We start from the raw sequence: 26583 nt of genomic DNA on the forward strand, positions 1-26583 counted from the left end.
TTAATTAGGCTCTTTTCTAAAAGATTGAAACTTTTTTAGATTAGTAATCAACTACCCATTCTAAAATAGCAACAATGTATACGAAAACAGTCTTTAATTAAGAAATTGCCCTCAGATAAATAAAGGAGGAGGCCTATGGAGCAAATTGTCATAATAGAAGAACATAATGATCTATTTACCCGTTTACAAGAAAATAATCGATATGGCCAATATAGCTATTTGAACTATCGATTTAGAGAATTTATGCAACAACTTCACATGAAGATGATTATTGGATGTCTATTAATCTATAATAAAGCAAACGAAACAGATCTATTAACAATGTGTATGAGAATAAGAGAAAAAGGAAATGTTCCTGTCATTGTGGTAACTGATAAATATGATTCGTATGAATCGGCAGCTTGTTTAGAGATAGGCGCTGATGATTACGTTGAAGCAACAATCCATCCTAGAGATTTACTTGCGAGAATAAAAGCAGTGAGAAGAAGAGGGTATTCACTACTAACTACTAATTTTAAGGAACATCCTATTCAGGTTGGTCCAATCTCCATTTATACTTCAAGAGAAACTGTCTATAAAAATAAGCAACTTGTTGATTTAAATAGAAGAGAGTATACAATTTTACTTCATTTTGTAAATCGAATAGGAGAAATTGTCACGCGCGAAGAGTTGATGGAATTAATTCGTGTAAATAAAAATAGAAGATTGATTGACATTTACATCCATAGTATGAGGGCAAAACTTGAGGAACATCCTGATTTTCCAAAATTAATAAGAACGGTTAAAGGAAAAGGGTATCGTATGGATGTGGAATGATTAAAGTTATTATTCTAAAAAAATATATAACAACAAAAAGGAAGTCCTAAAATGAAGAGACTTCCTTTTTTACAGTTTGGCTTTTTTAATTTTTATTATTGATTTTAAACTATTCAGCTAAAAGTTCCATAAGATTATAAGTTGTATCATAAATATGTTCTAAATCACCATCTGTCATATAGACAAATTGCTCTTTATTTATCCCTTTTACTTGCTCTAAAAATAGGATCATATTAATACGTTCTTCTCGACTCATTTAAATCGCTCCCTTTTTTAATGATTTCTGTTTTAATACAGTTTATTTATCTAATAACTATTATATAACAGAATATTCAGAATGTGCCATTTTTTATAAAAACAGTATTAATTATTTTGGAATAATTTCTATATTTCAAGATACTAGTTATTAGTAGATTCTTATAAGATATTATTCTTAAATCACTAACAAATATATAATGATTAAGCTTCTTATCTTATTGTAATAAATCCATATTTGCATCAACCATAATTCGACAGAAACTGTAAAAGAAGTTGGATATAATTAGGGAAATCATTCAATATGAGAGGAGTTTATTTATGGCATACCAAACAAATTTTGAAAGATGGTACAACCATCCATCTCTAGATCCAGAATTAAAATCTCAATTAGAAGAACTAAAATCAAATGATAAGTTAATAGAGGATAGTTTTTACAAAAATTTAGAATTTGGTACTGGTGGTATGCGTGGAGAAATAGGACCTGGTACAAACCGTTTAAATGTGTATACGGTTCGTAAGGCTTCTGAAGGTCTTGCTCGATTTATTGAAGATCAAGGTGAAGAGGCAAAACGTAAAGGTGTTGCCATTGCTTATGATTCTCGTCATAAGTCACCTGAATTTGCCATTGAAGCTGCTACAACACTTGGTGCGCATGGAATTAAAACATACATATTTGAAAGCCTTCGCCCAACACCAGTTTTATCATTTGCTGTACGCTATTTAGGTGCTTTTAGTGGAATTGTTCTAACGGCTAGTCATAATCCACCTGAATACAATGGCTATAAAGTATACGGTGAAGACGGTGGCCAATTACCTCCTGCTGAGGCAGATCAATTAATTACATATGTGAATAATATTAAAGACGAGTTAACTGTTCTAGTTGCTTCGAACGATGAATTAATAAAAAAGGGATTACTAGAAATCATTGGTGAAGCTGTAGATATAGCTTATCAAGAACAGTTAAAAACAGTTGTTGTAAATAAAGAAATAGTTGAGAAGCATGGAAAGGATTTGAATATAGTTTTCTCTCCTTTACATGGTACCTCTAACATTCCTGTCCGTAGAGGATTAAATATGTTAGGTTATACAAATGTGACAGTTGTAAAAGAACAAGAATTACCTGATCCTAATTTTACAACTCTAAAATCTCCTAACCCAGAGGAGCATGCTGCTTTCGAATTAGCTATTCAATATGGTGAAAAAGTGAATGCAGATGTGCTAATTACTACTGACCCTGATGCAGATCGTTTAGGTGTCGCTGTTCGAAATTTTGAAGGTGAGTTTACAGTTTTAACAGGTAATCAAACAGGTGCATTGATGCTGGATTATTTATTTAGTCAAAAGAAAGCACTTGGTATATTGCCTGAAAATGCAGTAGTGTTAAAAACAATTGTTACGTCTGAAATGGGCCGCGAGATTGCGAAAACATTTGGTGTCCATACAGTTGATACGCTAACTGGCTTCAAGTTTATTGGGGAGAAAATTAAAGAATATGAAACGACTGGAGAATACGAATTCCAGTTTGGATATGAAGAAAGTTATGGTTATTTAATACGTGATTTTGTACGTGATAAAGACGCAGTTCAGTCTGTACTTTTTGTTTGTGAAATGGCAGCTTTTTATAAGTCACAAGGTAAAACACTTTACGATGGTTTGTTGGAGATTTTTGAGAAATATGGTTTCTTTAAAGAAGATTTATTGTCAATCACCTTAAAGGGGAAAGATGGAGCAGAACAAATTCAAGCAATGATGAGCAACTTCCGTACGAATCCACCAAATGAAATAGCGGGAATGCAAATTAAAATAATTGAAGATTACAAAAATAGCACACAGACGATTGTAGAAGATGGTGTAATAAATGACATTCATCTACCAAAATCAAATGTATTGAAATACATTCTTACAGATGACTCATGGTTTTGCTTACGTCCTTCTGGTACTGAACCAAAGATCAAATTTTATTTTGGTGTAAAAGGTAATTCTTTTGAAAATAGTATTGATAAATTAGAATCAATTAAAAAAGATATCGTAACTATGCTTTCATAACAATCTAGCAGGACAATCCGTTCGAATATGAATATATTCGTAAAGGAATCCTGCTTTTATTCATTAGGTTCAGTTATATTTTGTATTGTTTTTAAATAGTTTATTTTAGACAGGGTATCAACAGAAAGGGAGCGGATTTTCGTGAATAGTAATAATGTTGGTTAAAAGAGTCATTAATTAAGAATGTATCCTTTTCTTTTCAGAAGTTGAGATAATAAATAAAATAGAGGAGAAGGAATAATGTCAAAAATGAAGAAGGTTTTCATTGCATTTATTGTTTTTATTGGATTAATCTTAGTAGGTGTTGGTGTATATGCTTATACAATTTATACTGACATTCAAAAAACAACTGAAGTGATTCATAAACCAATTAAGAAGAGCGATAAACGTGAGGAACAGGTAAGTGTAGAGAAAAAACAACCTTTTTCAATTTTATTACTGGGGGTTGATCATCGCCCTGGAGATGTAGGACGTTCAGATTCAATGATCTTAATGACTGTAAATCCAACTGATAATAGAACGGAAATGGTCAGTATTCCTCGGGATACAAGAACAACAATTGTTGGAAAAGGAAAAATAGATAAGATTAACCATGCATATGCTTTTGGTGGTGTACAAATGGCTGTTAATACTGTGGAAAATTTCTTGAATATTCCAATTGATTATTATATTAAAGTTAATATGGAAGGTTTTAAAGATATTGTTAATGCAGTGAGTGGCGTAGATGTAGACAATGATCTTGATTTTACTTATGAAGGTAATCATTTTAAGAAGGGCAAACTTCATTTGAACGGGAATGAAGCCCTAAGCTATTCAAGAATGCGTAAGCTAGATGCACGTGGTGATTTTGGACGTGAAATGCGCCAACGACAAGTGATAGAAGCAGTTTTAAAAAAAGGTGCTTCAGTCTCAACCCTTACTTCTTATAATGATGTTTTAAAAGCAATACAAAACAATATCGAAACGAATCTAACCTTGAATGACATGATTGCAATTCAAAAGGACTACAAGGATGCAGCTTCAAATGTGAATGAAGTCCAAATTACCGGTAAGGGTACAAAAATTGACGGTATTTACTATTTACAAGTACCTAAAGAGGAACAAGATCATATTGCAACACAGCTTCGTCAACAATTGGCGTTACAATAGAATTAGATAAGTTAAAAAAAATCAAAGGTTGTATTAATGAAAAAAATCGATAGAAAGAGATGAAAAATATGATTCTAGTCGTAGGTGGAGCAGGGTATATTGGTAGTCATTCAGTAAGAGAATTATTAGATCAACAGTATCAGGTTGTCGTGTTAGATAATTTATCAACAGGGCATCGAGATGCAGTTGACTCGCGTGCTGTATTTGTTGAAGGGAATCTAGGAGATTTAGAGGTATTAAATCACGTATTTTCAACTTATCAAATTGAGGCGGTAATGCACTTTGCTGCTAATAGTTTAGTAGGAGAGTCAGTAATAAACCCACTTAAATACTATCAAAATAATGTATCAGCAACATTAACCTTATTAGAAGTTATGCTGCAACACGACGTGAAGAAGTTTATCTTCTCATCAACTGCTGCAACATATGGAATTCCAAATGTTGATCTAATAACAGAAGGTACAGAAACAAATCCTATCAATCCATATGGACAATCAAAGTTAATGGTTGAGAAAGTGATACACGATTGTCACTTAGCTTATGGACTTTCTTATGTAGTGTTACGCTATTTTAATGCAGCCGGAGCACATGTAACAGGTGAAATTGGAGAAGACCATACGCCTGAAAGTCATTTAATTCCAATCATTTTACAGCATTTATTAGGACAACGAGAAAATATTACGGTCTTCGGTGATGATTACTCAACTCATGATGGTACTTGTATTAGAGATTATATTCATATCACGGATTTAGCGGAGGCTCATATCCTTTCCTTAAAGAGCTTATTAGAAAATAATCAATTAACAGAAACATATAATTTAGGAAATGGTCAGGGCTACTCTGTGAAAGAAATAATAGAGATGTGTGAAAAAGTAACAGGAATAAAAGCTAATGTAATAATAGGTGATCGTCGCCCTGGAGATCCTGCGAGTTTAATAGCTTCTTCAGAAAAAATATACAATAACTTACACTGGAAGACGAAATATAATCTAGAAGAAATAATTCAAACTGCTTGGAACTGGCATAAGAATAATCCAATTGGATTTCAGAAATAAACATTAAGGATCTTTTTTAATAGATTATTTTTTTTAAAAAGATTTTGTTTAAACAAACTGTTGATTAAGAAGTTGATTGGAGCGGAAGGTGCGAGACTCCTGTGGGAGCAGCGGGACAGGTGAGACCCCACAGGAGCGATAGCGACGAGGAGGCTCACCGCACGCCCCACGGAAAGCAAGCATCCTGGAGCGAAAATCAACTTGTCATATTGTTAAATAGCGACAAACTTTACGAAACAGTTAATAGTATATAGGAAAAAGCAAAAGGCTACTTTATGGTTTACAAGGTAGCTGATTTTTTTGTGTTTTTATGAGGAAGGAAGAATAGGTATACTGTAATAGTTACTATTTCTGTTGTTAGTATATAACGGGATGTAGAAAAGATAAGATTTCATTCATTTTGAGTTTGGAGTAAAATAATAACTAGTAAATGCATAAAGGAGTTTCCACAATGACAATTAAAGTTATGACCATTTTTGGGACAAGACCGGAAGCTATCAAAATGGCACCTCTTGTTCTGGAATTAGAGAAATATAATGATCAAATTGAATCAATAGTGACTGTTACTGCACAGCACCGTCAAATGCTTGATCAAGTACTTGAAATCTTCAAAATTACTCCTGATTACGATTTGAATATTATGAAGGACCGTCAAACACTAATTGATGTAACAACAAGAGGTCTTGAAGGATTAAATTCAGTCATGCAAGAAGTGAAACCTGATATTGTCCTTGTTCATGGTGATACAACGACAACTTTTATCGCAAGCTTAGCAGCATTTTACAATCAAATTGCGATTGGCCATGTAGAAGCTGGTCTACGTACATGGGATAAGTATTCTCCATATCCAGAGGAAATGAATCGTCAATTAACTGGTGTAATGGCAGATTTACACTTTTCACCTACGAAAATGGCTGCTCAAAACTTACTTAATGAGAATAAAAAGGAAGAAACAATTTTTATAACTGGGAATACAGCAATTGATGCATTAAAAACAACTGTAAAAGAAGAGTATTCACATCCTGTTTTAGACAAATTAGGAAATGACCGACTTGTATTAATGACTGCTCATCGTCGTGAAAATTTAGGCGAGCCAATGCGAAACATGTTTAGAGCGATTAAACGCCTTGTCGAAAAATATAGTGATATTCAAGTTGTCTATCCTGTCCATATGAATCCTGTTGTTCGTGAAATTGCAAATGATATTCTAGGGAATGATTCACGAATTCATTTAATTGAACCATTAGATGTAATTGATTTCCACAACTTTGCTTCACGTGCTTATTTAATCCTAACTGATTCAGGAGGCGTTCAAGAAGAAGCACCTTCACTTGGTGTACCTGTTTTAGTATTACGTGATACAACAGAACGTCCAGAAGGCATTGAAGCGGGTACACTAAAACTTGCTGGTACAGACGAAGAAGTAATTTTCTCGCTTGCAGATGAATTATTATCAGATGAGGAAGCGCATGCGAAAATGGCAAAAGCTTCAAATCCTTACGGTGATGGTGAGGCATCAAGAAGAATTGTTGAGGCTATTTTACAACACTTCAAAAAATAATAAAAAATAAGACCATTTCAGTTGTTCGAGAGTCTATCTAACTCGAATGATTGAAATGGTCTTTTTTTATGCTCTTTTCTAAAAGATTGTTGCTTTTAGACTTTTAATTTTAAAGATAAAAGTTGATTACAACGGAAGGTGCGAGACTCCTGTGGGAAAAGCGGGAAGGCTGAGACCCCGCAGGCTTTCCGAGGAGGCTCAGCTCACGCCCCACGGAAAGGGAGCAACCTGGAGTTGTAATCAACCAACGCATTCTAAAATAACAACAATGTTTATGAAAATAGCCTTTTTTGTCTAGTTCCGTAGACTAGCTCCTCGGCCATTTCGCAATAACCAGTTGAAGTGAAATGCGCACTTCATCTGGTTATTGCTCCAATGTCTTTCGGAGCTAAGCGAGTCTACTACACTTTTCTAGTTTATTTAATTAATGTTTCAACAAAGCGTTTTGAAGATTGTCCATCTTGGTACTCGTTAAAGCGTCTATTAAATTCTTTAACTTTTTCTAAATCAAACTCATTTTTTTGAACTAATTCAATGATTTCGCCTGTTGTTTTTGCGATTGGTCCTGGAACGAAGTCTTCATAATCGTAGAAGAATGCACGTTCTTTCATATAATTTTCGTAATCATATGCATAGAAGATTAATGGTCTTTCTAAAGTTGCATATTCGAATACTAATGAAGAATAGTCACTGATTAAAATATCTGTCATCATCAGAACTTCATTAATATCTTGATCACTTAAGTCGATTACGAAGTTTCTTGCTTTATCAGGGATAATCACGTTTTTCTTAACTGCAGGATGCAATTTTAATACTAAAACGTAGTCTTTACTTAATTCTTGAGCCATCTTTGATAAATCTAGCTGTAAATTAAATGCTTTTCTTTCTTTTGGATTTCCACGGAATGTAGGAGCGTACGTAATGACTTTTTTGTTTTTCAGTAGCGGATAAGAACCAAGGAATTTATCAGTAACAAATTCTCTTACTTCTTTATCATAAAAAACATCAGTCCTTGGCAATCCAAGAGGAAGAACATTTTTAGGATCAACTTTAAAAGCTTCTGCATAAAATGGTACAACTTCTTTAGACGATACAACAACTTTTGTATAAGATTGATGTGCACGGTTTTCAAATTCAGTTGTATTACTATCTGCATATCCAACAGCACTATGACCAAACTTTTTAAATGCCCCACATGCATGCCACATTTGAATAACTTCTGTTTCTTTACGCAGCTTCATTTTATAAAGTTGGCGGTGATAATCATTTAAAATAACATATTTTGCACGTCCAAATTGATAGTAAGTACGACATAATCCTTTAAAATCACGCTTTTTAAAGAAATCATCAACTACTTTGTATGATGGACGAAGTTGTTTAATTTGTTCGTAAACAAATGGATATGAATCATCTAATCCTTTTGATTTATTCGAAGCAAAAACAATTGTATTTTTTACAGGTAACATACTTGCAAGTCGGAAAACAATATGACGAGCAAACGAGCTTTGAAAACGACTTGTCACCCGTTGGATTTTTCTACGTAATCTGAATTTACGAGTATAGTTTTCTAATGGACTAATACTATTTTTTTGAACAGCTTTTAGACATAGAAAAACTTCTTTGGATTTGTTTGAGTTTTTTAAGCTATGCATTGTTCCTGGGTCGGATAACTTCTCCCAAACTTTAAGCCATTGTAAATGAAGTTGTTTCGCTTCATTGCTTAGCATTTCATAACGCATAGCAACCTCAAAAGTTAGAATACGCGGTAAAGAAGGCACTTTATTAAAGAGGCTGCGATCTAATGATTTAATCCAATCAAGCATTAGTTCAAAGGTTTCTTTTTGTGCTGCACTGTCTTTGTTTCTAATACCACTCATTAAGGCTGGCCACATATCGGCAATGATAATGCGATGGTAATAAGCAGACATTAATTCAATACGTTCTACTTCATTTTTTATTAAGCTTTTCCATAGTGCATCAGAATAAGAAAGACTTGTTAAAATGTTTTTCATAACCCTTGGAGAGTTAACTCGAACAATTTGGGATAAAGATAAATTATCGTCCTCTTCACGTGAGCGATATTTATAAATCACTTTATCAACAGTGTAGATTTTATTAGCACGAAGATAAGCTTCTATAATAAAAGGATGGTCTTCTGTAACGTGAACATCTGCTGGGAATGAAATAGATTTAACTAGGTCAGTTTTAAACATTTTGTTACATGGCCCTAGTGAATATAATAATTCTGGGTTACGTACTAGGCTTTTTTCACCTGGAGTATATACGCCATTATCATAATGACTAGCGATATACCAAGTTCGAGTGCTGTTAAAGCTTAGAGATGCACCAGTGACAACCTCTGCATTTTCTCTTATTGCAGCGGTATACATTTTTTCTAAAGCATTTTTAGGTAGTAAATCATCCGAATCAACAAAGCTTATAAATTCACCTGTAGCTAATTCAATACCTCTATTTCTAGCTTGCCCTGGTCCAGCATTCTTTTGCTTTACGAAGGTTATGTTTGAATATTTTTTTGCATATTCAATAATAATATCAGCACTACGATCAGTTGAACCATCATCAACTAAAATCAACTCAATCGGTGTTAATGTTTGAGTTAAAAGTGATTCTAATGTTTCTTCTAAATATGCTTCTACATTGTATACAGGTGTAATTATACTTACTTTTGCATTTTCAACTGTAGATTGAATGACAACTTCAAAGTTCATTACTTATTTTCTCCTCTATAAAAAATCAATATAATTATGTTTCAGAAATTATTTAAATAATTTCTTGCTTGTAAAACAACGATCTGTATTATTTATATAATTTGCTATGCATAAATAATCATACGATAAAGTGGAACTTCCATAAATGGGGAAGTTTCATCCCACACTTATGGTTAACCCGGCCAATCCCTTTTACGGGGAGTTAATCCTTCTTCGTCTATCTCAATCTTGAGGAGAAGGTATTACTCCCCGATAATGTGGGATAAAAGATAAGTCCTTAAAAAAGAGGGGAATGTTTCCCCCCCTCTTTTTGTAGAGAGATGTTTTTGTAATAGTATCCGATATGCTTACATCTCTATACATGAATTATTATGGAATTAAATCTTCCACTCCATCACAGTTTTTCCCCAATTGCTTGTTAAATCACGTTCAAAAGCATTTTGAATGTCTGTAATATTTTTCACTTCACTTACTTGTCCAATAAGTGTTTCTAAATAATCAACAACATCACGATGTTGATCTAAGAAATTGACTGTTTCAACAAAGTCAACTCGACCACTACGACTGCTACCGATTAATGTTAGGCCCTTTTCAAGAACCATACGAGTATTAACCTCTACAGGATATTCTGAAACACCAAGTAAAGCAATTGCGCCTTCAGGGTGTATATAATCAATAATTTGCTCAACTGCATATTGACTACCTTGACCACCTACACATTCAAACGCGTGATCAAATTGAACAGTTGGTGGAATTTCATCAATTTGATAAACTTCATCCACAAATGAGAAGTAACTAAGTTTAGAATGGTTTTTTCCAAATACATACACTTTACTTTCTGGATAACGTTTTTTCAAAATTAATGAAGTGATAAAACCTAAGTTTCCGTCACCCCAAATTCCGAAAGAGCTTCGACGTTTATGTGATCTTTCTTCGAATCGGACAATCGCATGCATACTTACACTAATTAATTCCAAAAATGCAGCAACCTGAGGGTTGATTCCTTCAAATAATGGGACAACTCTGTCACGATCTAAGAATACATAGTCCTGCATGAATCCATCAAATCCACTCGAACGGAATTTGCTAGAGCGAAGATAATTTTCTGCAATCACATCATCTACTTGAGTTGGTGTGTTTGGGATCATAACGACTTGTGTCCCTGTTTTAAATTCACCTTTTGGATCATAAACAACTTTTCCAATCCCTTCGTGAATGAGAGACATAGGTAATTTCTTAGCCATCGCTTCTTTTCCGCGAGTTCCCGTATAATAGCGTTGGTCTGCAGCACAAATTGAAAGATGTGTTGGACGAACAACAATACTATCTGATTGGAGAGATTGTTCTTTGTACGTAATTTCAATTTGTTTAGCAGAAACTAAACGATAAATTTGGTTTATCATTTTGCCACCTGCTCCTTCAATAAAGCACTCGCTACTTTTAGATCGTATGGTGTTGTAATTTTAATATTGAATACTTCACCTTTAACAATCTTAACTTTGTCACCTTTTAATAAACAAATCTTACAAGCATCAGTTAAAATTGCTTTTTGCTCATCACTTAATTCATTGTAGTGAGTAGTTAGTTTTTTTATGTTAAAGCTTTGAGGCGTTTGACCTTGGTACATTGTATTTCGAACTGGAATGTCACTAATTGAGTCACCATCATTCGATTGAATAATTGTGTCAACTGCTTCAATTACTGTGTCAACCGCACCATATTTCAGAGCAGCTTCAATATTTTCTTCAATAATACGATGAGTTAAAAATGGACGAACAGCATCATGTGTAATAACTACATCATCATCATTAATCCCATGGTTTTTTTCAATATAGCGAATACCGCTCATAATTGATTCGTTACGATCATGCCCGCCTTCAACAACGACTACACGATCTTCTACACCAATGTGTTTTTTTATAATATCTTTCGTATGTTGAATCCATTCTTTTGGAGAAACAACAATAATTTTTACAAAGTTTTCATTTAAAAGAAACTTTTCGATTGTATGGATAATAACTGGTCGGTTGTTTAATGTTAAGAATTGTTTTGGCATGCTCACATTACCCATGCGCGTTCCTTTTCCACCTGCAAGTATTTCTGCATAAATCATAAAAGGTTCACCTACTTTTTTTAGTTGTATAAAGTACGATGCTCAAACGTCTTCTATCTCCACTGTATAATGTTAGAGGTACTCGACATTGCTCGTCAAATTAGAATTTTATATTTTTTCGCCAAGATGGTTAAATATAGAAGAAATAGAGTATTCTATTTTAAAATCCCCCTACTTTCACACATTCAGCCAATCACAAGATTAGATTATAAAATAAGTTAATAATATCAGAAGAATCTCCTCTAGTCGACATTTTATCATATTTTTAAAGATAAACTAACTAGGACATTGTATCTAAGAGAAAAAAATTAGCAATTCATGGTACGTTCATTCTAATTATGTTAAAATAGCACTTGTTTTGTAAAAAAAAGTGAGCCTTGAAAATTAAATTTATTACGATTGATATTTATAGAGTTCAATAGGATTAATGGAAATCAATTATTTGTTCTATAAAGTTTTTTACGGGGGTGAATAGGGATGAGTCAAAAAAAACAAAAAGTATTGTTAATGTCTCAGCATTTCTATCCGGAAATTGGAAGTGCTGCTAACAGGATGAAAAATATATATTTAGAGCTAAAAGAGAAGCAGTATGATGTGAAGGTACTCACATTACATCCTAGATATCCAAATCCTGAAATGTATCAAGATGAACGGTTTTGGAATGAAGAGATGATCGATGAAGAAGAAGTTATTCGTATTGATCCTTCTATAAAAAGTCACTCAGGTAGTATTGTCAAAAGACTAGTACTTTATTTAGAGGTAATGCTACGTTTTATTGCTGAGATTTTTAAATTAAAAAAAGAATATGATGTTATATTTGTGACATCTCCACCTATTTTTGTAGGAGTAGCAGGATTAATAGCTAAATGGAGACTAAAAACAGATTTAATTTTAGATGTAAGGGATTTATGGCCAGAGTCATTAACAGGAGTAAAAGTTTTTACAAATCGTTTCATTTTATCGACTGCATATAAAATAGAAAGCTTACTTTATCGTAAAGCAACGAGAATTATTGTAAATAGTCGTAGTTTCATCAATTATATGACTTCAAAAGGTGTACCTCAGGAGAAAATTAGCTTCATGCCAAATTCATTAACGGAAGAAGAGCTATCTCACAATTCATTTATTGATGAAAAAGAAAATACGATTGAAGTTATCTATACAGGAAATTTAGGTCTTGCTCAAGACATTCAAAAGTTGATTCAAGTTGCAGTAGCTTTAAAAGAAGAAAAAGCAATTCGATTTACAATTGTAGGCTATGGTCATCATGTAAAAGAATTACAAAATGTAATTGAAGAAAAAGAATTACACCATGTCACATTACATTCTGCTAAATCTAGAAAAGAGACAATGGATCTCGTAGCAAAGTCAGACATTGCGTATGTAAGTCTTGTTGATCAAGAAGTATTTAAGACGGTACTTCCTGGTAAAATTATTGATTATATGTGCGTTAAAAAGCCGATCATTGGTGACGTTTTAGGCTATGCAAAAGAGATCATTACAACTGCAAATTGTGGGATTGTCTCTGAAAGAAATACAGTAGATGAATTAGTGCAAAATATTATGAAGCTAGCAAAGGACAAGCAATTAAGAAAAGAGCTTGGCGAAAATGGCTACAAATATGCTTATGAGCACTTAAGATGGAAAACAAATATTAATGTGTTAATAAATGTAATGGAGGATATCCATGAGTAAGAAAGTTTGTGCTTTTGTTTTTAACCACTTTACCAATGATGCACGTGTACTAAGGGAGAATTCAGCATTAGTTGAAGCAGGGTATGAAGTAGATTTAATTGCACTTCATGATTTTGAAAATCCTGATCTGCCAAAACGTGAAATGCGTGAGGAAGGGTTTCAAGTCATTCGCGTAAATAGTAAATTACCTGGCTTGCTGCATTTTCCTTTTACATTGTGCGATAACATAATGAAATATGTTAAGTTAAATATCTTTACAAAATTAATTGCTTTATTACTTGTGATTGCAAGTGTATTTTATATTTCACCTTGGATGATTCTAGTTGCAGCGTTAATCTTCATATTAGGAAATCGATATGTACGAATTGCTTCAAATAGAGGGTATAGCATACTAGAGATGATGTATTATGGTTTAAGGAAAAACTATGATGTATACCATAGCAATGATTTAAACACTCTTCCACAAGGTGTTGTTTGTGCAAAACTTTTTAAGCGTAGTAAGTTAATCTATGATTCTCATGAAGTTCAATCTAGCCGATCAGGTTATGAGAATCCGATCTTCGGAAAAATTGAGAAATTTCTTATTAAGTATATTGATATTATGATTCATGAAAATAATACGCGAGCAAAATACACGCAAGAATTATACGATATCCCTTATCCAGAGGTTATTCACAATTATCCTTTTGTTTCTAGACCAGAGGAAAGCGCAGCAATTAACCTACACAAAGAATTAGGAATTGATGAAAGCGAACCAATTCTTCTTTATCAAGGTGGCATCCAAAAGGGCCGAGGATTAGAATTAATCGTAAAAGCTACGCCACTTTTTAAACGTGGAAAAGTTGTTTTTATTGGTGATGGAAAAATTAAACCCGATCTTCTTAAACTTGTTGATGAATTGAAATTAGAAGACAAAGTGAAATTTATTTCGAAAGTACCAGTTGATGAATTATTGAACTATACTCGCAATGCTTATTTAGGATTTCAAGTTTTAAATAACATTAACTTCAATCACTACTCAGCTTCATCAAATAAGTTATTTGAATATATGATGAGTGGTGTCCCAGCTGTTGCTTGTAGCTTCCCTGAAATCCAAAAGGTAGTTGAAGGAGAGTATACTGGGGTTTGTGTAGATTCCCATGAGGTTACATCAATAGCAGATGGTGTCAATTATTTATTAGATCATCCCGAAACTCGAGAAGAAATGAGCAGAAACTGCTTGAAAGCTCGTGATAAGTATAATTGGAATGAAGAAAAGAAAATTTTTATAAAAATTTATGAAAAAGTGCTTTACGGCAAAGACAAAGCTGTAGCACAATAAATTTCAGGACATATGATTAGTTTAAGGTAAAAAGTAAGGGAATATTCCACTGCTTTTTACCTTTCTCTGCATATAGGAAAAAAGTCAGTTTAATGGTTATTTTACTGATAAATTTTCATAAGTAGATTTGTAGCAAACTCTAAAATTCGTAGATTTCTGTTGAAAAGTAAAAATGACTCAATTACAATGAAGAATGGTATTGACTTTGTAAGGATGTCTCTATTAATTGGATATAATATAGTAGATAAACTACATTTCAAGCCAAATAGATAACTAATTTTTATTTTTCTTTATTCGATTTACATGAAGTATTTAGTTCTCTACTTAGTTCATAATAGAAGGAACTAAGTAATTATGTTGAAAGAGGTAGTTTATAAATGAAAATCGTAACAATGGGTTTAGGCTATATTGGACTTCCTACATCTGCTATGTTTGCAAAATATGGTGCACACGTTGTTGGTGTGGATCTTCAACAAAACGTTATTGATAAATTAAATCATGGAGAAATTCATATTGAAGAGCCTGGTCTAGGTGAAGTTGTAAAGGAAGTAGTAGAGAGCGGAAACTTTAGAGCTTCATTAACACCGGAAGAAGCAGATGTATTTATTATTGCAGTGCCAACTCCAAATCTTAATGATGTACATTTGTCTTGCGATTTATCTTATGTACTAAGTGCAACTAAATCAGTTATTCCATTTCTTAAAAAGGGTAATGTGTTAATTGTAGAATCAACAATTGCTCCAAGAAGTATGGATGACTTTGTCAAACCACTTGTTGAAGAGGCTGGTTTTGTAGTTGGTGAAGATATTTTCTTAGTGCATTGTCCAGAGCGTGTATTACCTGGACAAATCATGAACGAACTGATTTACAATAATCGCATTGTTGGTGGAATTACAACTGCTTGTGCAAATGCAGGAGCAGAAGTGTATAGTTTATTTGTAAAAGGTGAAATTGTTAAAACGGATGCAAAGACTGCTGAAATGTCTAAGTTAATGGAAAATACGTTCCGTGATGTTAATATTGCACTTGCAAATGAATTAACAAAAGTATGTAATTCATTAGATATTAATGTGTTAGATGTTATTAATATGGCAAATAAACATCCACGTGTAAATATTCACTCGCCTGGTCCTGGAGTAGGAGGTCATTGTCTAGCGGTAGACCCTTATTTCATCGTTGCAAAGGCACCAGGGCTAGCAAGTATCATAAAACTTTCTCGTGATACTAACGTATCGATGCCATCTTATGTTGTTGAAAATGTAAAAAAATTAACAAAAGGATATACGAATCCAAAAATTGCTGCATTTGGCGTTACTTATAAAGGAAATGTAGATGATATGCGTGAAAGTCCTTCAATGGAAGTAATTAAACTTTTAAAAGAAGAAGGACTAACTGTTTCAATACATGATCCACATGTAGTGAGTGATCGAATTGAATTAGTTTCTGCTGAGGAAGCAGTAAAAGATGCACATCTAATTGTTATTTTAACTGACCATGACGAATTTAAACATGCAGATTACAATACTTTAGCAGATTTGATGGAGCAGCCTGTTCTGTTTGATACACGTAATTGTGTTAAACAAATAGGAGATTCAAAAATGCAAGTAGTGAATTTTGGAAACTTATATTTAGCTGTTAACGGAGACGAGGATTCAAAATGAGAGCAATGACAACTGTAATAAAAGAACAATTTAAAAACTTGTATCTAATTGGACGATTATCAGCATATGAAACAAAGAAAGAATACGCTGATAGTCAATTAGGTATGGTTTGGGTATTTTTAAACCCACTTCTTCAAATTGCTGTTTATTGGTTCGTATTCGGTGCAGGAATTCGTAAAGGACATGCTGTTAATGGAATTCCATTCTTAACTTGGATGCTTTGTGGTTTGATTCCTTGGTTCTATATTAGTGCCGCTATTCTTCAAGGTTCAAACTCAATATACGCTCGTTTAGGGACTGTATCAAAAATGAACTTTCCATTAAGTATCATTCCAACGTATGTTGTTATGTCCCGTTTCTATACGCATTTATTCTTAATGGTTGTCTTATTTATCGAAGTGATTTTGACAAGAGGAATTTCTTATATTTCGTTCTGGGGATTGGCATATTTTGCAATAGCAAATACGATTTTGTTAATTGCACTTTCGTTTTTAACTTCTACATTGTCGACAATGTTAAGAGATATTCATTTGCTCATTCAATCAATAACGAGAATGCTGTTATATTTAACACCAATTCTATGGGCACCACATTCTAACTCACTAGCAGAGAAGCTGATGAAGATAAATCCGTTTTATTATATCGTTGAAGGGTATCGGAAAGTGTTATTATATAATGAACCTTCATATATTCTCTCCAAATATTCACTCTATTTTTGGGGCGTTGTAATCGTGTTATTTATTGTTGGAGCAGCTGCTCATGTGAAATTTAGAAGGCAGTTTGTAGACTACTTATAAAAGGTGAATGTACAATATGGAATATAAAGTAAAATTTACGAACGTAACGAAAAAATTTAAAATGTACAATAAACCAACTGATCGAATTAAAGACTTATTCTTTGGCGGTAAGTCAGGTGAGTATCATTATGCTTTGCGCAATGTCTCTTTTGAAATTGAAAAAGGTGAAATCGTTGGGATCATTGGATTAAATGGTTCTGGTAAAAGTACTTTGTCTAATTTAATTTCAGGGGTAACATTGCCAAATGAAGGAGAAACAGAGGTTAATGGTACTGCAGCACTTATTGCCATAGCAGCTGGTTTAGATATTCGATTAACTGGTTTAGAAAATATTGAGCTAAAAGGCTTAATGATGGGGCTTACGAAAAAGGAAATTAAAGAAATTATCCCTAAAGTTATTGAATTTGCAGAAATTGGGAAATTTATGAATCAGCCTGTTAAAACATATTCAAGTGGTATGAAGTCTCGATTAGGCTTTGCAATTTCCGTAAATATTGACCCAGATATTCTTGTAATTGACGAAGCATTATCTGTAGGGGACCCAACATTTACAAAAAGATGTTTAGATAAAATGAATGAATTTAAAGAAGAAGGAAAAACGATTTTCTTTATTAGTCATTCATTAGGACAAGTTAGAGATTTCTGTACAAAAGGTTTGTGGATTCATTACGGAAAAGTAAAAGAATTTGGTGAGATAAATGATGTAGCAGATCATTACCAAGAATTCTTAACACATTATAATAAATTGACACCTGCTGAAAGAGAAAAAGATCGTGAATTAGCTCTAACACAAGAAAGTTGAAATAAATGATAAAAAGCTGATAATTTAACGATTATCAGCTTTTTTCTTGGTTTTTAAGTATGTGTAAGATTGGAACGTAGGGATGCTCGCTTTCCTAGGGGCGTGAGCTGAGCCTCCTCGTCGCATATGCTCCTGCGGGGTCTCAGCCTTCCCGCATCTCCCACAGGAGTCGAGCAACCTTCCGTTCCAATCAACTTCTGTTTTTTAAATTACAAAACCTAAAAACAACAATCTTAATGTATACGAAAACAGTTTTTATTTTTTTACAAAAAGTAAAGAAAGCTACATTCAAGTGCTATAATTAACCAGATAATTTAATAGAAATAAAAAAAACTATAGGAGTTTACAATGTCCAAATTAAAAGTATTTTTTCTTTATTATGCTCCAGTTCTGTTTATAGCAGGACTTATTTTTTATTCTTCTTCTCAACCATATGGGAAACAGGATATTCGTCCAGAATTAAGCCATTTATCGTTCTTAGCTGGGATAGTTAAACATTTTAATTTTGTTCATTTTACATATGCTAAAGAAGTTGTAAGTATTGATGCCCTTGGCGTACCAGGGTTTACAGAATTTTTTATTCGAAAGTTATCGCATTTTACAATCTATCTTTTACTATGCTTTTTTACAACTAGATTAATTAACTTCTATAAACCATCGATTAAATATCTTGGATTTGTATTTTCTGTGGTATATGCATCTTCGGATGAATTTCATCAAATGTTTACAGCAGATCGAACACCTCTTGTTCAAGATGTTATTCTTGATTCAATTGGAGCGCTAGTTGGGTTTGTATTATTTAATATGCTGTGGAAAAAAGTTAAGAAGCAAAAGAAAAGTGTGAATAAGTAAGACCATTTTTAACGTGTTCTAAGATTATTCACAGGTTTAATCAAACATCCTACATCAAAAATGAAAAATGACATTTTTTGTGTGGATAAATTAGTGTATAAAACAAAGGTTATCCATATAAATTATTAAATGTGGATAACCTTTTAATATTATTTCTACTTATTAACGTTGGATCTATCCTCGTTTTTGAATGAAAGAAAAATTATTAGAAATTAGTCACTATGAGTGAGAAGGGGAAAGAGCATATCTATACATGAACAAGACCTCTCTTCAGGATTAATATCCTTTATTTCTAATGCACGTAATCCTTCTTGAATAATCCTATTAATAAAATTATCAAACCATTGATAAAAGTTACTAACCCAAAAAGAACCCCAGCAGCTCCACCGCCAATTCCACCATATATAAAAAGAGTAGTGAATAACACAATTGGTGCACACAAAAACATTACTGTATTTCCAGATATAATTAACATTTTTTTTGGTTCTTTTTGTGATATTAAAGAAACAATTATATTAATAATACAAATTACAATAAATATAATATAGAATGACAATTTTTTATCCCCCTTTAGAAATTTTGGCTTTAAGCATTTCTTCAGAATCTTGAATACTTTTTCCATTTCTACCAAATTCCAAATCCTTTATATCAAACCTCCTTTTGTATAAGCCGGTTAAGTTGAAAAAAGCAAACAGTTGTTTGAAGATTTCGAATAAAATAATTTTAATTATAAAGGTTTAAAAAGTATTTACAATACCAACTATTTTTTAAAAGAAAAGTAAACTAATTTTTTTTGAATTGTATAAGCTAGAAGGTAGGAGAATCATTTTGATTAAAGTGATTAACGAGAATCGTATGTCAGCTTATTAATCCAAAATTAAAAGTATTAGTAACGGGTGTTGAAATAACTGCTGGTTTTAGGAGGATTAGAATGGTTAACCGTATATTTTTTATTTTAACTATAATAGGGGTGCCAATTTCGGTCATAGGAAGTTATTTGCATTGGAATGAGGTAGTCTTATTTATCATATATTGTATTACAATTATTGCGCTTGCAGGAATAATTGGACGGGCAACTGAAAGTTTAGCGATTCTTGCTGGTCCCCGTATTGGAGGATTATTAAACGCAACATTTGGGAATGCAGTTGAACTCATTATTTCATTGTTTGCTTTACAGGCAGGGCTAGTCGAAGTAGTATTGGCATCATTAACGGGATCTGTAATTGGAAACTTATTGCTTGTAGGTGGCCTGTCATTTTTTACTGGAGGGTTAAAATATAAGCGCCAAAACTTTAATGTGTATGATGCTAGACATAATTCTGGTTTATTAATTTTTGCGATTGTATTGGCTTTTGTTATACCAGAAATTTTTTCAATGGATATGAATCTAGATAGGACGATGACATTAAGTATTGGGGTTTCGATCATTTTAATGATTCTTTATTTAGCTGCACTCTTCTTTAAATTAGTGACCCATCGTGGTGTATATGCGAAGGAACAGGAAAAAAAAGAGGAAGAGCATGAAGAAGCTGAATGGTCAAAAGGAAAAGCAACTCTTATTTTGCTCCTAGCAACTGTTGCAGTCGCTTATATCTCAGAACATCTAGTACATACATTTGAAACGGTTGGTCAGAAATTTGGATGGTCAGACTTATTTATCGGAATTATTGTGGTAGCTATTGTTGGAAATGCAGCAGAACATGCGTCAGCAGTGGTTATGGCATATAAAAACAAAATTGGAGTTTCGGTTGAAATTGCAATAGGTTCATCCTTACAGGTGGCGATGTTTGTTTCTCCTTTACTTGTTATTTCATCGTTGTTTATGAATTATCAAATGCCATTAGTCTTTTCATTCCCAGAACTAATCGCAATGATCACATCTGTATTTTTAACTGTATCGATTACAGGAGATGGAGATACGAACTGGTTTGAAGGTTTAACACTTTTATGCGCGTATTTTATAATGGCAATTGGTTTTTATTTATTGTAAGACAGGGAACAAAGGGATAGGGAATAGGGGACAAGGGACAAGGAATAAGGAAATAGGGAACAAGGACAAAGGGAATAGGCGGTTCTGTACGCCCCACGGAAAGTGAGCATCCTATGTTCCGAAACCATAATTTTTTAGAAAAAAGCCATTGTAAAATTAAAGAAATGTAGGGGAAGTAATTATGCGAGTAGTTCGTCGTGTTCTTTTTTTCATTGCCGGCATTTTTATCTTAACTTTAGGGGTTAGTTTAACAATTAAAGCAGGATTAGGAGCTGGAGCATGGGATGCATTATCTGTAGGCGAATCAAAAACATTTGGATTATCGGTTGGTAAATGGGTGATTATTAATGGGATCATCCTTCTATTTGTTAATGCATTCTTACAAAAACGACGTCCAGAATGGTTAGCCATTATTACGTTCACTTTAATCGGGCAATTCATTGATTTTTGGTTATATGTTGTTTTAGAGGATACCTCATTTTCAAGTTTCTTTATTCGTTTCTGTATTTTAATAATAGGAATGCTTCTTCTCGCGATAGGTGTAGCAACCTACCTTCAACCAAAGTTCCCAACTAATCCCATTGATAATTTAATGTTATCTTTGCATATACGGTTTGGTCTAAGTCTCGGCGTTGCTAAAACAATTGGGGAAGTTTTTGCTTTTGTATTGGCATTCCTTTTACATGGTTCAATTGGAGTAGGGACTGTCATTATCACTTTATTTATTGGTCCCATTATTCAATGGTTGAACATAAAATTATTAAGCTTATATAAAAAGTGGACTAGATAGAATTTCTACAAGAATGTAGAGGTTCTTTTTTTAGACTCTTTTAAAATATTGTTGCTAATGATTTTGTAATTTAAAAGACAGAAGATGATTGGAACGGAAGGGTGCTCGACTCCTGTGGGAGATGCGTGAAGGCTGAGACCCCACAGGAGCGTATGCGACGAGGAGGCTCAGCTCACGCCCCTAGGAAAGCGAGCACCCTGGAGTGGAAATCATTACACATACTGAAATAGCAACAAAGTATAAGAAAACGGCCTTTTTTATGAGTCTGCAGTACTTTTTTATACATAATTTTTATTTAACAGTTAATGCTAAGCATAGAAAAAAACTTTCTATAATTGAAAGGAGCACAACTATGCTCAGATGGGGTAAATACATTTTAACCATAAGTTTGATCTTTATGTTCAGTATTCTTAACATTCAACCAACTAAAGCGACTACACACAATTTTAAAGTGCCTGGTTCAGTAATGAATATATCAAAAGAAAATACATATCCAAATCCTGATCAAAATATACCGAGTCTTCAACCAGGAAGTTTTGCAAAAAAACTGATTGAATCATCTAATGTTAAAATTGATAATCAAGTATTAATTCGGATGTTAAATGAATCATCTGTTTCAAATGCACCACTTGCTATTGGTTACAGAGCTAAAATATTTTTAGGATTATGGCCGTTAAATTATGAATCTAAAGAAACGACAGTAAATTGGCAATACCAAAAGGTGAATACAAATCTTCTTGATAATCGAGGAGAAATCTCATACAATCGTTTAATGTTTTTCCAAAATACACAAAGAATTATAAGAGGTGGCCTAACATCAAAAATTCGTGATACTGAAGATGTGAAAAGTATGATGATGAAAAAGGCAATGGAAAAAACACAACTACCACTTGCTTTCCACACTGTTATCGGTCCTGGTACGAAGAGTGAAAGAGTATATAATGTACCACCAAAACAAATTGGCTATTTATATGCTTATTGTCCTGCAGTAAATGAAAAAGGAAAAATTACTTTTGGTGAAGTCTATTTAATTTTAAAAGGGAATAAAAGAAGTTTACTCGTAAAAAATGTTATTTCACAAGGCATTGGGGCTTGGATTCCTGTACAAGATCATCTTTCATTGGGTTATCTTGCAACTAGCCACCCGAAATAGACTATATGTTGGTAAGAAACTTTCCATCGTTTTGGAAAGTTTTTTATGTTGTAATCAAAAAAATAGAAACAGCTAAGCCATTTAACGCTTAGCTGTAATACATTGAATTTCATTATACATCATCTTTTTAAAATGTTTCAGGTTCGTATCCATTATTTTTACAATATTCTAGATAAGTATCAAAGAATTGGTTACGAAAATGTTCATATTGCTCACTACTTATATGGCTTTCATGTAAATCGGGATATTCAGAACTTAGATATTCACCATACCAATATATATCCTTTGCAAATTTCATGCTATCACTCCAATCTAGCGATAGTATCCACGAAAAACAAAATAGTATGCATAATTCTGTTTGAACAAATAAAAATTCTGGCTTAACATAAGCCAGAATTTGAAAGATAAGATTAGATTCTTGTAGAAAGCTCTTTAAAGTTTGTAGATGGATAATAGCTATTTTTAACTAGTATATTTGGACCTAAGCACTGAACAGATGGACAATGACAGCTGAGTTCTTTTGCTGTGTTAGAAGCAGTCCATGTGTCGTAAGCTTCTTGAAGTGTATGAGTTTGAATGTTTCCTAAGTTAGGGACATCTCCAAAATCAGTTACGATGACACTTCCATCAAAAATATTAACGTTAAGTCTTGAGCGGCCATCTGGATCATTTCGTAAAGTTACATTTTTACTGTTGTATAATCGCTTAATCATTTTTAGGTCTTCGTCATCTTGGCTACAAGCATAGAATGGCAAAGTACCAAATAGCATCCAAATGTTTTCATCTCGTGTATTTAATAAAGTTGAAATTGCTTCTCTTAACTCTTCTTTTGTTAGTACTTCAAGATTACTTGCAAAGTCACTCGGATACATAGGATGCACTTCATGACGTTGGCACTTCATTTCCTCTACGATTTGACGATGGATTGTTTCTAAGTAAGGCAGTGTTCGTTTATTTAACATTGTTTCAGCAGATACCATAACACCTGCTTCAGATAAACGACGGCTGTTTTCAATCATATTGTAGTACAGTTTTGCACGTTGCTCATAAGAAGGTTTTCGATCCATCATTGCGAAACCTGCTTCGACAAATTCATCAACAGTTCCCCAGTTATGAGAGATATGTAGTACGTCTAAATATGGAATAATTTTTTCATAACGATCAAAATCTAATGTTAAATTTGAATTGATCTGCGTGCGGACACCACGCTCATGTGCATATTTTAAAAGAGGCACAACATAACCATCTAACATTTTATTTGAAAGCATTGGTTCTCCACCAGTGATACTAATTGCTCGTAGATGCTCTATTTCGTCAAGTCGTGATGTCAGTAAATCAAGAGGCAATGGATTTGGATCTTTTGGCTGGAGTGTATAGCCTACTGCACAGTGCTCGCAGCGCATGTTACATATAGTAGTAGTTGTAAATTCTACATTACTTAAAATATTTTTCCCGTGCTCTTTCACATCTAGATAAGCTTCCCACGGATCATAAGTAGGTGTGATTTTTTGTAGTAAATTTTTCATTTCTGCTCTCCTTTACTGATTGATTTTCAATTCAATCAGAACGAAACAAAATTAGTCGAATTTTGTCATTTATATAGTTCTTATCCTATTATAATGAAAGAACTTAAGAGATGCACAGTTTTTTCGAATAAGTAAAAAAATGAATTAAAAAAGTCAAGCATTCAGTTTGCTACAAAAGAAGGGTATAATATAATAAATTGCTGATTGAAAGGATGAGCTCCATGGAAGCAACAAATCAAAAGGATCAATTATCATATATTAAAGAAAAATTTTCAGCTGTAATGGAAACAATTGAATCACTAGAAGCAGAAGAATTAAATCTTGAAGAATTAGATCAGCTTATCTCAGTGTTAGATGATATAGAAACTAAATGTAAAGAAATTCAATAAGTAAGTAAAGGAGAAGTGCAGATAACTGTGCCTCTCCTTTTTTACATATCTTCAATACCTATTCATTTTTTATAAATCTATCTTTGATACTTTGAGTAAATCGGTCAGACTTTCCTCTTGGAACGCTTAGGGTTTTCCAACCATCATTTTTTATGAGCTTTCCTATGTAGAGGATTTGGCCGATGTGAAGTGAATAATGGGAGATTTGTCTTTGAAGTGCTTCCATTACTGAGTGGGGTTCTGATCTTATATAGACAGTTTTTAAAATATCTTCTTCTTTTAAGTCAGACAAAGCTTTAAACAGTGTTTCCCATCCGAAATTCCATGCAGCCAAAAGTTCTTCTTTTGAAATATATCCATCTTCAAATTCGGTATCCCTATTTCGATTAGGTTTTTCCCCGTCTGAAGTTAAAAATGACGTGAACCTTGAAATCATGTTCCCGCTAATATGTTTTACCAATATTGCAACGCTGTTTGATTCTCTATTTGGTAAAAAATGAAGCTCCTCAAAAGTTAATTGCTCTATTGCACCTTCTGCCAGTGTTTTCATGCTTTTAAAGTTTTGGTGAACTACATTTAAATAAGCTTTTTCTGTGTTCATCATTTTCACCTCAGTTTAAGTATTCTTTTCTTTTATTGCATCATTACTAATTTCTTCATCGTAAATAAAAGAACCTTTATTCAACATTTAATTGTAAAAAAATGGAATTTTCCCTTCATTCTGACAATTTTTTTATTTTTTTTGTGTTATATTCAAAAAAAACACAGAAATTGGAGGAGAAGGTAATGGACTATAGCGTTGGTATTTTAGGGATTGGATCAAATGTTCCTGAACAAGTCGTAACGAATGAAGAAATGGCGAAACGATTTGATGTTTCAGAACGAGCAATTGTCAGAAAAACTGGCATTATAGAAAGACGTTATGAATCTCCTGACACTTCACTTACAGATATGTGCGTAGTTGCAGCACTTCGAGCAATTGAAGATGCTGGCGTCAGGGCAAGCGAAATTGAGATGGTTATCATTGGAACGAATACTCATGATACGTTTATCACATCAGCTCTTGTGCAAGATAGAATTGGGGCAACAAAATGTGCAGGATTAGACTTAATTGCAGGGTGTTCAAGTTTTATTACTGCATTCGCTACTGGCGCCCAATTTGTTCAAACAGGATTATACAAAAATGTATTGGTTGTTGCAGTCGATAAGTGTTCATCACTTATTAATCCAATGGACAAGCAAACGGCTCTACTATTTGCAGATGGTGCATCCGCTGTTGTAGTAGGAAGAGTTTCAAAAGACAGAGGGATACTTGGTATCGACATGCAAATGGACGGAAGCGGAGGAAAACATCTTCATTTAGATGAAAATCACCAAATTTTTATGAATGGCGATGCAGTGTATGAATTTGCCACAGAGCGATTGCCAAAAGCAATTAATACGATTCTTGAAGTATCTAATATTGATCTATCGGATGTTGATTACATTGTTCCTCATCAAGCAAATTTAAAGATTATTGAAAAAGGAATGAAAGAATTAGATTTTCCAATGAAAAAAGTACATACATATACTATTCAATACTACGGTAATTCCTCTGCACCAACGATACCTATTGGACTTGACCATGAAGTAAAAGCAGGAAACATAAAAGATGGTGATGTCGTTGTTCTTGTTGGCTACGGAGCTGGTCTTGGTTGGGGTTCAATCGCACTTCGCTGGGGAAAATAGTAGATATAAAACAATAAAAAAGCAATTCTTCTCTTACTATATACTCCAAATTCAACCTAGTCCACTTTATGTCTCTATTTTTCAATGCAAACCAATCCACTCACGTATTTCTAACTGTCCAGCTACAGCGACCAGCTCTTCGGTCATTTCAC

General features: G+C 33.3%; 23 protein-coding genes and 1 pseudogene. 16 read left to right on the forward strand and 8 right to left on the reverse strand.

All coding sequences use genetic code 11. The features are described 5' to 3' along the window. Nucleotides 1-135: 135 nt before the first annotated feature. Nucleotides 136-816, forward strand: coding sequence for a response regulator transcription factor (locus J5Y03_RS12865; protein ID WP_209406293.1), 681 nt, complete (start codon nt 136-138; stop codon nt 814-816). A gap of 109 nt (nt 817-925) precedes the next feature. Here the strand turns inward: J5Y03_RS12865 and J5Y03_RS12870 are convergent, their stop codons facing one another. Then, nucleotides 926-1072, reverse strand: coding sequence for a BH0509 family protein (locus tag J5Y03_RS12870; protein WP_209406295.1), 147 nt, complete (start codon nt 1070-1072; stop codon nt 926-928). A gap of 320 nt (nt 1073-1392) precedes the next feature. On the opposite strand from J5Y03_RS12870, the gene J5Y03_RS12875 reads away from it, so the two are divergent. The 4 genes from J5Y03_RS12875 (at nt 1393) to wecB (ending at nt 6885) form a co-directional block, all read left to right on the forward strand. Then, the gene (locus tag J5Y03_RS12875; RefSeq protein WP_209406297.1) at nt 1393-3120 is read left to right on the forward strand and encodes a phospho-sugar mutase; all 1728 of its coding nucleotides are present in this window, start codon (nt 1393-1395) and stop codon (nt 3118-3120) included. Between the two features lie 240 nt (nt 3121-3360). Then, the gene (gene tagU, locus J5Y03_RS12880) at nt 3361-4269 is read left to right on the forward strand and encodes a polyisoprenyl-teichoic acid--peptidoglycan teichoic acid transferase TagU (protein ID WP_407648430.1); all 909 of its coding nucleotides are present in this window, start codon (nt 3361-3363) and stop codon (nt 4267-4269) included. 68 nt (nt 4270-4337) lie between these two features. Further along, nucleotides 4338-5324: a UDP-glucose 4-epimerase GalE gene (gene galE / locus J5Y03_RS12885; protein WP_209406299.1), complete on the forward strand. Its 987-nt coding sequence runs from the start codon at nt 4338-4340 to the stop codon at nt 5322-5324. A 430-nt stretch (nt 5325-5754) separates the two neighbouring features. After that, the gene (gene wecB / locus J5Y03_RS12890) at nt 5755-6885 is read left to right on the forward strand and encodes a non-hydrolyzing UDP-N-acetylglucosamine 2-epimerase (protein WP_407648431.1); all 1131 of its coding nucleotides are present in this window, start codon (nt 5755-5757) and stop codon (nt 6883-6885) included. A 416-nt stretch (nt 6886-7301) separates the two neighbouring features. Here wecB and J5Y03_RS12895 read toward each other — a convergent pair whose 3' ends face one another. From J5Y03_RS12895 to J5Y03_RS12905, 3 genes are all read right to left on the reverse strand, one after another. Then, nucleotides 7302-9614, reverse strand: a complete 2313-nt coding sequence (locus J5Y03_RS12895; RefSeq protein ID WP_209406303.1) for a bifunctional glycosyltransferase/CDP-glycerol:glycerophosphate glycerophosphotransferase — start codon at nt 9612-9614, stop codon at nt 7302-7304. 377 nt (nt 9615-9991) lie between these two features. Next, entirely contained in the window at nt 9992-11017 is a 1026-nt protein-coding gene (locus J5Y03_RS12900; protein WP_209406305.1) for a ribitol-5-phosphate dehydrogenase, read from the reverse strand. Beyond that, the gene (locus J5Y03_RS12905; RefSeq protein WP_209406307.1) at nt 11014-11727 is read right to left on the reverse strand and encodes an IspD/TarI family cytidylyltransferase; all 714 of its coding nucleotides are present in this window, start codon (nt 11725-11727) and stop codon (nt 11014-11016) included. The genes J5Y03_RS12900 and J5Y03_RS12905 overlap by 4 nt, the downstream gene beginning before the upstream one ends. Nucleotides 11728-12204: 477 nt before the next feature. Between J5Y03_RS12905 and J5Y03_RS12910 the strand changes: the two genes are divergently transcribed. The 6 genes and pseudogenes from J5Y03_RS12910 to J5Y03_RS12935 all read left to right on the forward strand — a co-directional run bounded on the left by J5Y03_RS12910 (nt 12205) and on the right by J5Y03_RS12935 (nt 18855). Further along, nucleotides 12205-13422 (forward strand): glycosyltransferase family 4 protein, encoded by a 1218-nt coding sequence (locus J5Y03_RS12910; protein ID WP_209406309.1) that lies wholly within the window; start codon nt 12205-12207, stop codon nt 13420-13422. After that, complete coding sequence (locus J5Y03_RS12915; RefSeq protein ID WP_209406311.1) at nt 13415-14743, forward strand: glycosyltransferase; 1329 nt, start codon at nt 13415-13417, stop codon at nt 14741-14743. The genes J5Y03_RS12910 and J5Y03_RS12915 overlap by 8 nt, the downstream gene beginning before the upstream one ends. Before the next feature lie 377 nt (nt 14744-15120). Next, nucleotides 15121-16404: a nucleotide sugar dehydrogenase gene (locus tag J5Y03_RS12920; RefSeq protein WP_209406313.1), complete on the forward strand. Its 1284-nt coding sequence runs from the start codon at nt 15121-15123 to the stop codon at nt 16402-16404. Further along, complete coding sequence (locus J5Y03_RS12925) at nt 16401-17201, forward strand: ABC transporter permease (RefSeq protein ID WP_209406315.1); 801 nt, start codon at nt 16401-16403, stop codon at nt 17199-17201. Before J5Y03_RS12920 ends, J5Y03_RS12925 begins: the two co-directional genes overlap by 4 nt. A gap of 16 nt (nt 17202-17217) precedes the next feature. Further along, nucleotides 17218-17994 (forward strand): annotated as a pseudogene (gene tagH, locus J5Y03_RS12930) (teichoic acids export ABC transporter ATP-binding subunit TagH); the annotation flags it as partial. Nucleotides 17995-18351: 357 nt separating this feature from the next. Beyond that, entirely contained in the window at nt 18352-18855 is a 504-nt protein-coding gene (locus tag J5Y03_RS12935; protein WP_209406319.1) for a VanZ family protein, read from the forward strand. A 292-nt stretch (nt 18856-19147) separates the two neighbouring features. Here the strand turns inward: J5Y03_RS12935 and J5Y03_RS12940 are convergent, their stop codons facing one another. Then, nucleotides 19148-19411 carry a hypothetical protein gene (locus tag J5Y03_RS12940; RefSeq protein WP_209406321.1) on the reverse strand — a complete coding sequence of 88 codons (264 nt, stop codon included), beginning with the start codon at nt 19409-19411 and terminating at the stop codon, nt 19148-19150. Between the two features lie 375 nt (nt 19412-19786). Between J5Y03_RS12940 and cax the strand changes: the two genes are divergently transcribed. The 3 genes from cax (at nt 19787) to J5Y03_RS12955 (ending at nt 22788) form a co-directional block, all read left to right on the forward strand. Then, a complete protein-coding gene (cax, locus tag J5Y03_RS12945; RefSeq protein WP_209406323.1) occupies nt 19787-20845 on the forward strand; it encodes a calcium/proton exchanger in 1059 nt (352 codons plus the stop codon). Between the two features lie 181 nt (nt 20846-21026). Further along, complete coding sequence (locus J5Y03_RS12950) at nt 21027-21635, forward strand: YczE/YyaS/YitT family protein (RefSeq protein WP_209406325.1); 609 nt, start codon at nt 21027-21029, stop codon at nt 21633-21635. A 352-nt stretch (nt 21636-21987) separates the two neighbouring features. Continuing rightward, entirely contained in the window at nt 21988-22788 is an 801-nt protein-coding gene (locus tag J5Y03_RS12955; RefSeq protein ID WP_209406327.1) for a YfkD famly protein, read from the forward strand. Nucleotides 22789-22915: 127 nt separating this feature from the next. On the opposite strand, the gene J5Y03_RS12960 is transcribed toward J5Y03_RS12955, so the two are convergent. Next, nucleotides 22916-23086, reverse strand: a complete 171-nt coding sequence (locus J5Y03_RS12960) for a hypothetical protein (RefSeq protein ID WP_209406329.1) — start codon at nt 23084-23086, stop codon at nt 22916-22918. Nucleotides 23087-23198: 112 nt separating this feature from the next. Further along, the gene (yfkAB, locus tag J5Y03_RS12965) at nt 23199-24314 is read right to left on the reverse strand and encodes a radical SAM/CxCxxxxC motif protein YfkAB (protein WP_209406331.1); all 1116 of its coding nucleotides are present in this window, start codon (nt 24312-24314) and stop codon (nt 23199-23201) included. 221 nt (nt 24315-24535) lie between these two features. Between yfkAB and J5Y03_RS12970 the strand changes: the two genes are divergently transcribed. Further along, complete coding sequence (locus J5Y03_RS12970; protein ID WP_209406333.1) at nt 24536-24703, forward strand: SE1561 family protein; 168 nt, start codon at nt 24536-24538, stop codon at nt 24701-24703. Between the two features lie 58 nt (nt 24704-24761). Here J5Y03_RS12970 and J5Y03_RS12975 read toward each other — a convergent pair whose 3' ends face one another. Then, nucleotides 24762-25304 (reverse strand): DUF1572 family protein, encoded by a 543-nt coding sequence (locus tag J5Y03_RS12975; protein WP_209406335.1) that lies wholly within the window; start codon nt 25302-25304, stop codon nt 24762-24764. Nucleotides 25305-25489: 185 nt separating this feature from the next. Here J5Y03_RS12975 and J5Y03_RS12980 point away from each other — a divergent pair, with 185 nt between their 5' ends. Next, nucleotides 25490-26431, forward strand: coding sequence for a 3-oxoacyl-ACP synthase III family protein (locus J5Y03_RS12980; protein ID WP_209406337.1), 942 nt, complete (start codon nt 25490-25492; stop codon nt 26429-26431). Nucleotides 26432-26583 lie beyond the last annotated feature (152 nt).

It is taken from the genome of Gottfriedia endophytica (assembly GCF_017814275.1).
Classification (GTDB): Bacteria; Bacillota; Bacilli; order Bacillales; family Bacillaceae_G; genus Gottfriedia; species Gottfriedia endophytica.

Excerpts from the sequence above, each read along its gene's own strand:
- J5Y03_RS12900 (WP_209406305.1), bottom strand. The coding sequence starts at position 11,017 with ATGATAAACCAAATTTATCGTTTAGTTTCTGCTAAACAAATTGAAATT.
- J5Y03_RS12955 (WP_209406327.1), top strand. The coding sequence starts at position 21,988 with ATGCTCAGATGGGGTAAATACATTTTAACCATAAGTTTGATCTTTATG.
- J5Y03_RS12920 (WP_209406313.1), top strand. The coding sequence starts at position 15,121 with ATGAAAATCGTAACAATGGGTTTAGGCTATATTGGACTTCCTACATCT.
- J5Y03_RS12970 (WP_209406333.1), top strand. The coding sequence starts at position 24,536 with ATGGAAGCAACAAATCAAAAGGATCAATTATCATATATTAAAGAAAAA.
- J5Y03_RS12870 (WP_209406295.1), bottom strand. The coding sequence starts at position 1,072 with ATGAGTCGAGAAGAACGTATTAATATGATCCTATTTTTAGAGCAAGTA.
- J5Y03_RS12960 (WP_209406329.1), bottom strand. The coding sequence starts at position 23,086 with ATGAAATTTGCAAAGGATATATATTGGTATGGTGAATATCTAAGTTCT.
- cax (WP_209406323.1), top strand. The coding sequence starts at position 19,787 with ATGGTTAACCGTATATTTTTTATTTTAACTATAATAGGGGTGCCAATT.
- J5Y03_RS12975 (WP_209406335.1), bottom strand. The coding sequence starts at position 25,304 with ATGAACACAGAAAAAGCTTATTTAAATGTAGTTCACCAAAACTTTAAA.
- J5Y03_RS12935 (WP_209406319.1), top strand. The coding sequence starts at position 18,352 with ATGTCCAAATTAAAAGTATTTTTTCTTTATTATGCTCCAGTTCTGTTT.
- J5Y03_RS12865 (WP_209406293.1), top strand. The coding sequence starts at position 136 with ATGGAGCAAATTGTCATAATAGAAGAACATAATGATCTATTTACCCGT.
- J5Y03_RS12895 (WP_209406303.1), bottom strand. The coding sequence starts at position 9,614 with ATGAACTTTGAAGTTGTCATTCAATCTACAGTTGAAAATGCAAAAGTA.
- wecB (WP_407648431.1), top strand. The coding sequence starts at position 5,755 with ATGCATAAAGGAGTTTCCACAATGACAATTAAAGTTATGACCATTTTT.
- J5Y03_RS12980 (WP_209406337.1), top strand. The coding sequence starts at position 25,490 with ATGGACTATAGCGTTGGTATTTTAGGGATTGGATCAAATGTTCCTGAA.
- J5Y03_RS12875 (WP_209406297.1), top strand. The coding sequence starts at position 1,393 with ATGGCATACCAAACAAATTTTGAAAGATGGTACAACCATCCATCTCTA.
- J5Y03_RS12925 (WP_209406315.1), top strand. The coding sequence starts at position 16,401 with ATGAGAGCAATGACAACTGTAATAAAAGAACAATTTAAAAACTTGTAT.
- J5Y03_RS12915 (WP_209406311.1), top strand. The coding sequence starts at position 13,415 with ATGAGTAAGAAAGTTTGTGCTTTTGTTTTTAACCACTTTACCAATGAT.
- J5Y03_RS12905 (WP_209406307.1), bottom strand. The coding sequence starts at position 11,727 with ATGATTTATGCAGAAATACTTGCAGGTGGAAAAGGAACGCGCATGGGT.
- J5Y03_RS12910 (WP_209406309.1), top strand. The coding sequence starts at position 12,205 with ATGAGTCAAAAAAAACAAAAAGTATTGTTAATGTCTCAGCATTTCTAT.
- tagU (WP_407648430.1), top strand. The coding sequence starts at position 3,361 with ATGTCAAAAATGAAGAAGGTTTTCATTGCATTTATTGTTTTTATTGGA.
- galE (WP_209406299.1), top strand. The coding sequence starts at position 4,338 with ATGATTCTAGTCGTAGGTGGAGCAGGGTATATTGGTAGTCATTCAGTA.
- yfkAB (WP_209406331.1), bottom strand. The coding sequence starts at position 24,314 with ATGAAAAATTTACTACAAAAAATCACACCTACTTATGATCCGTGGGAA.
- J5Y03_RS12950 (WP_209406325.1), top strand. The coding sequence starts at position 21,027 with ATGCGAGTAGTTCGTCGTGTTCTTTTTTTCATTGCCGGCATTTTTATC.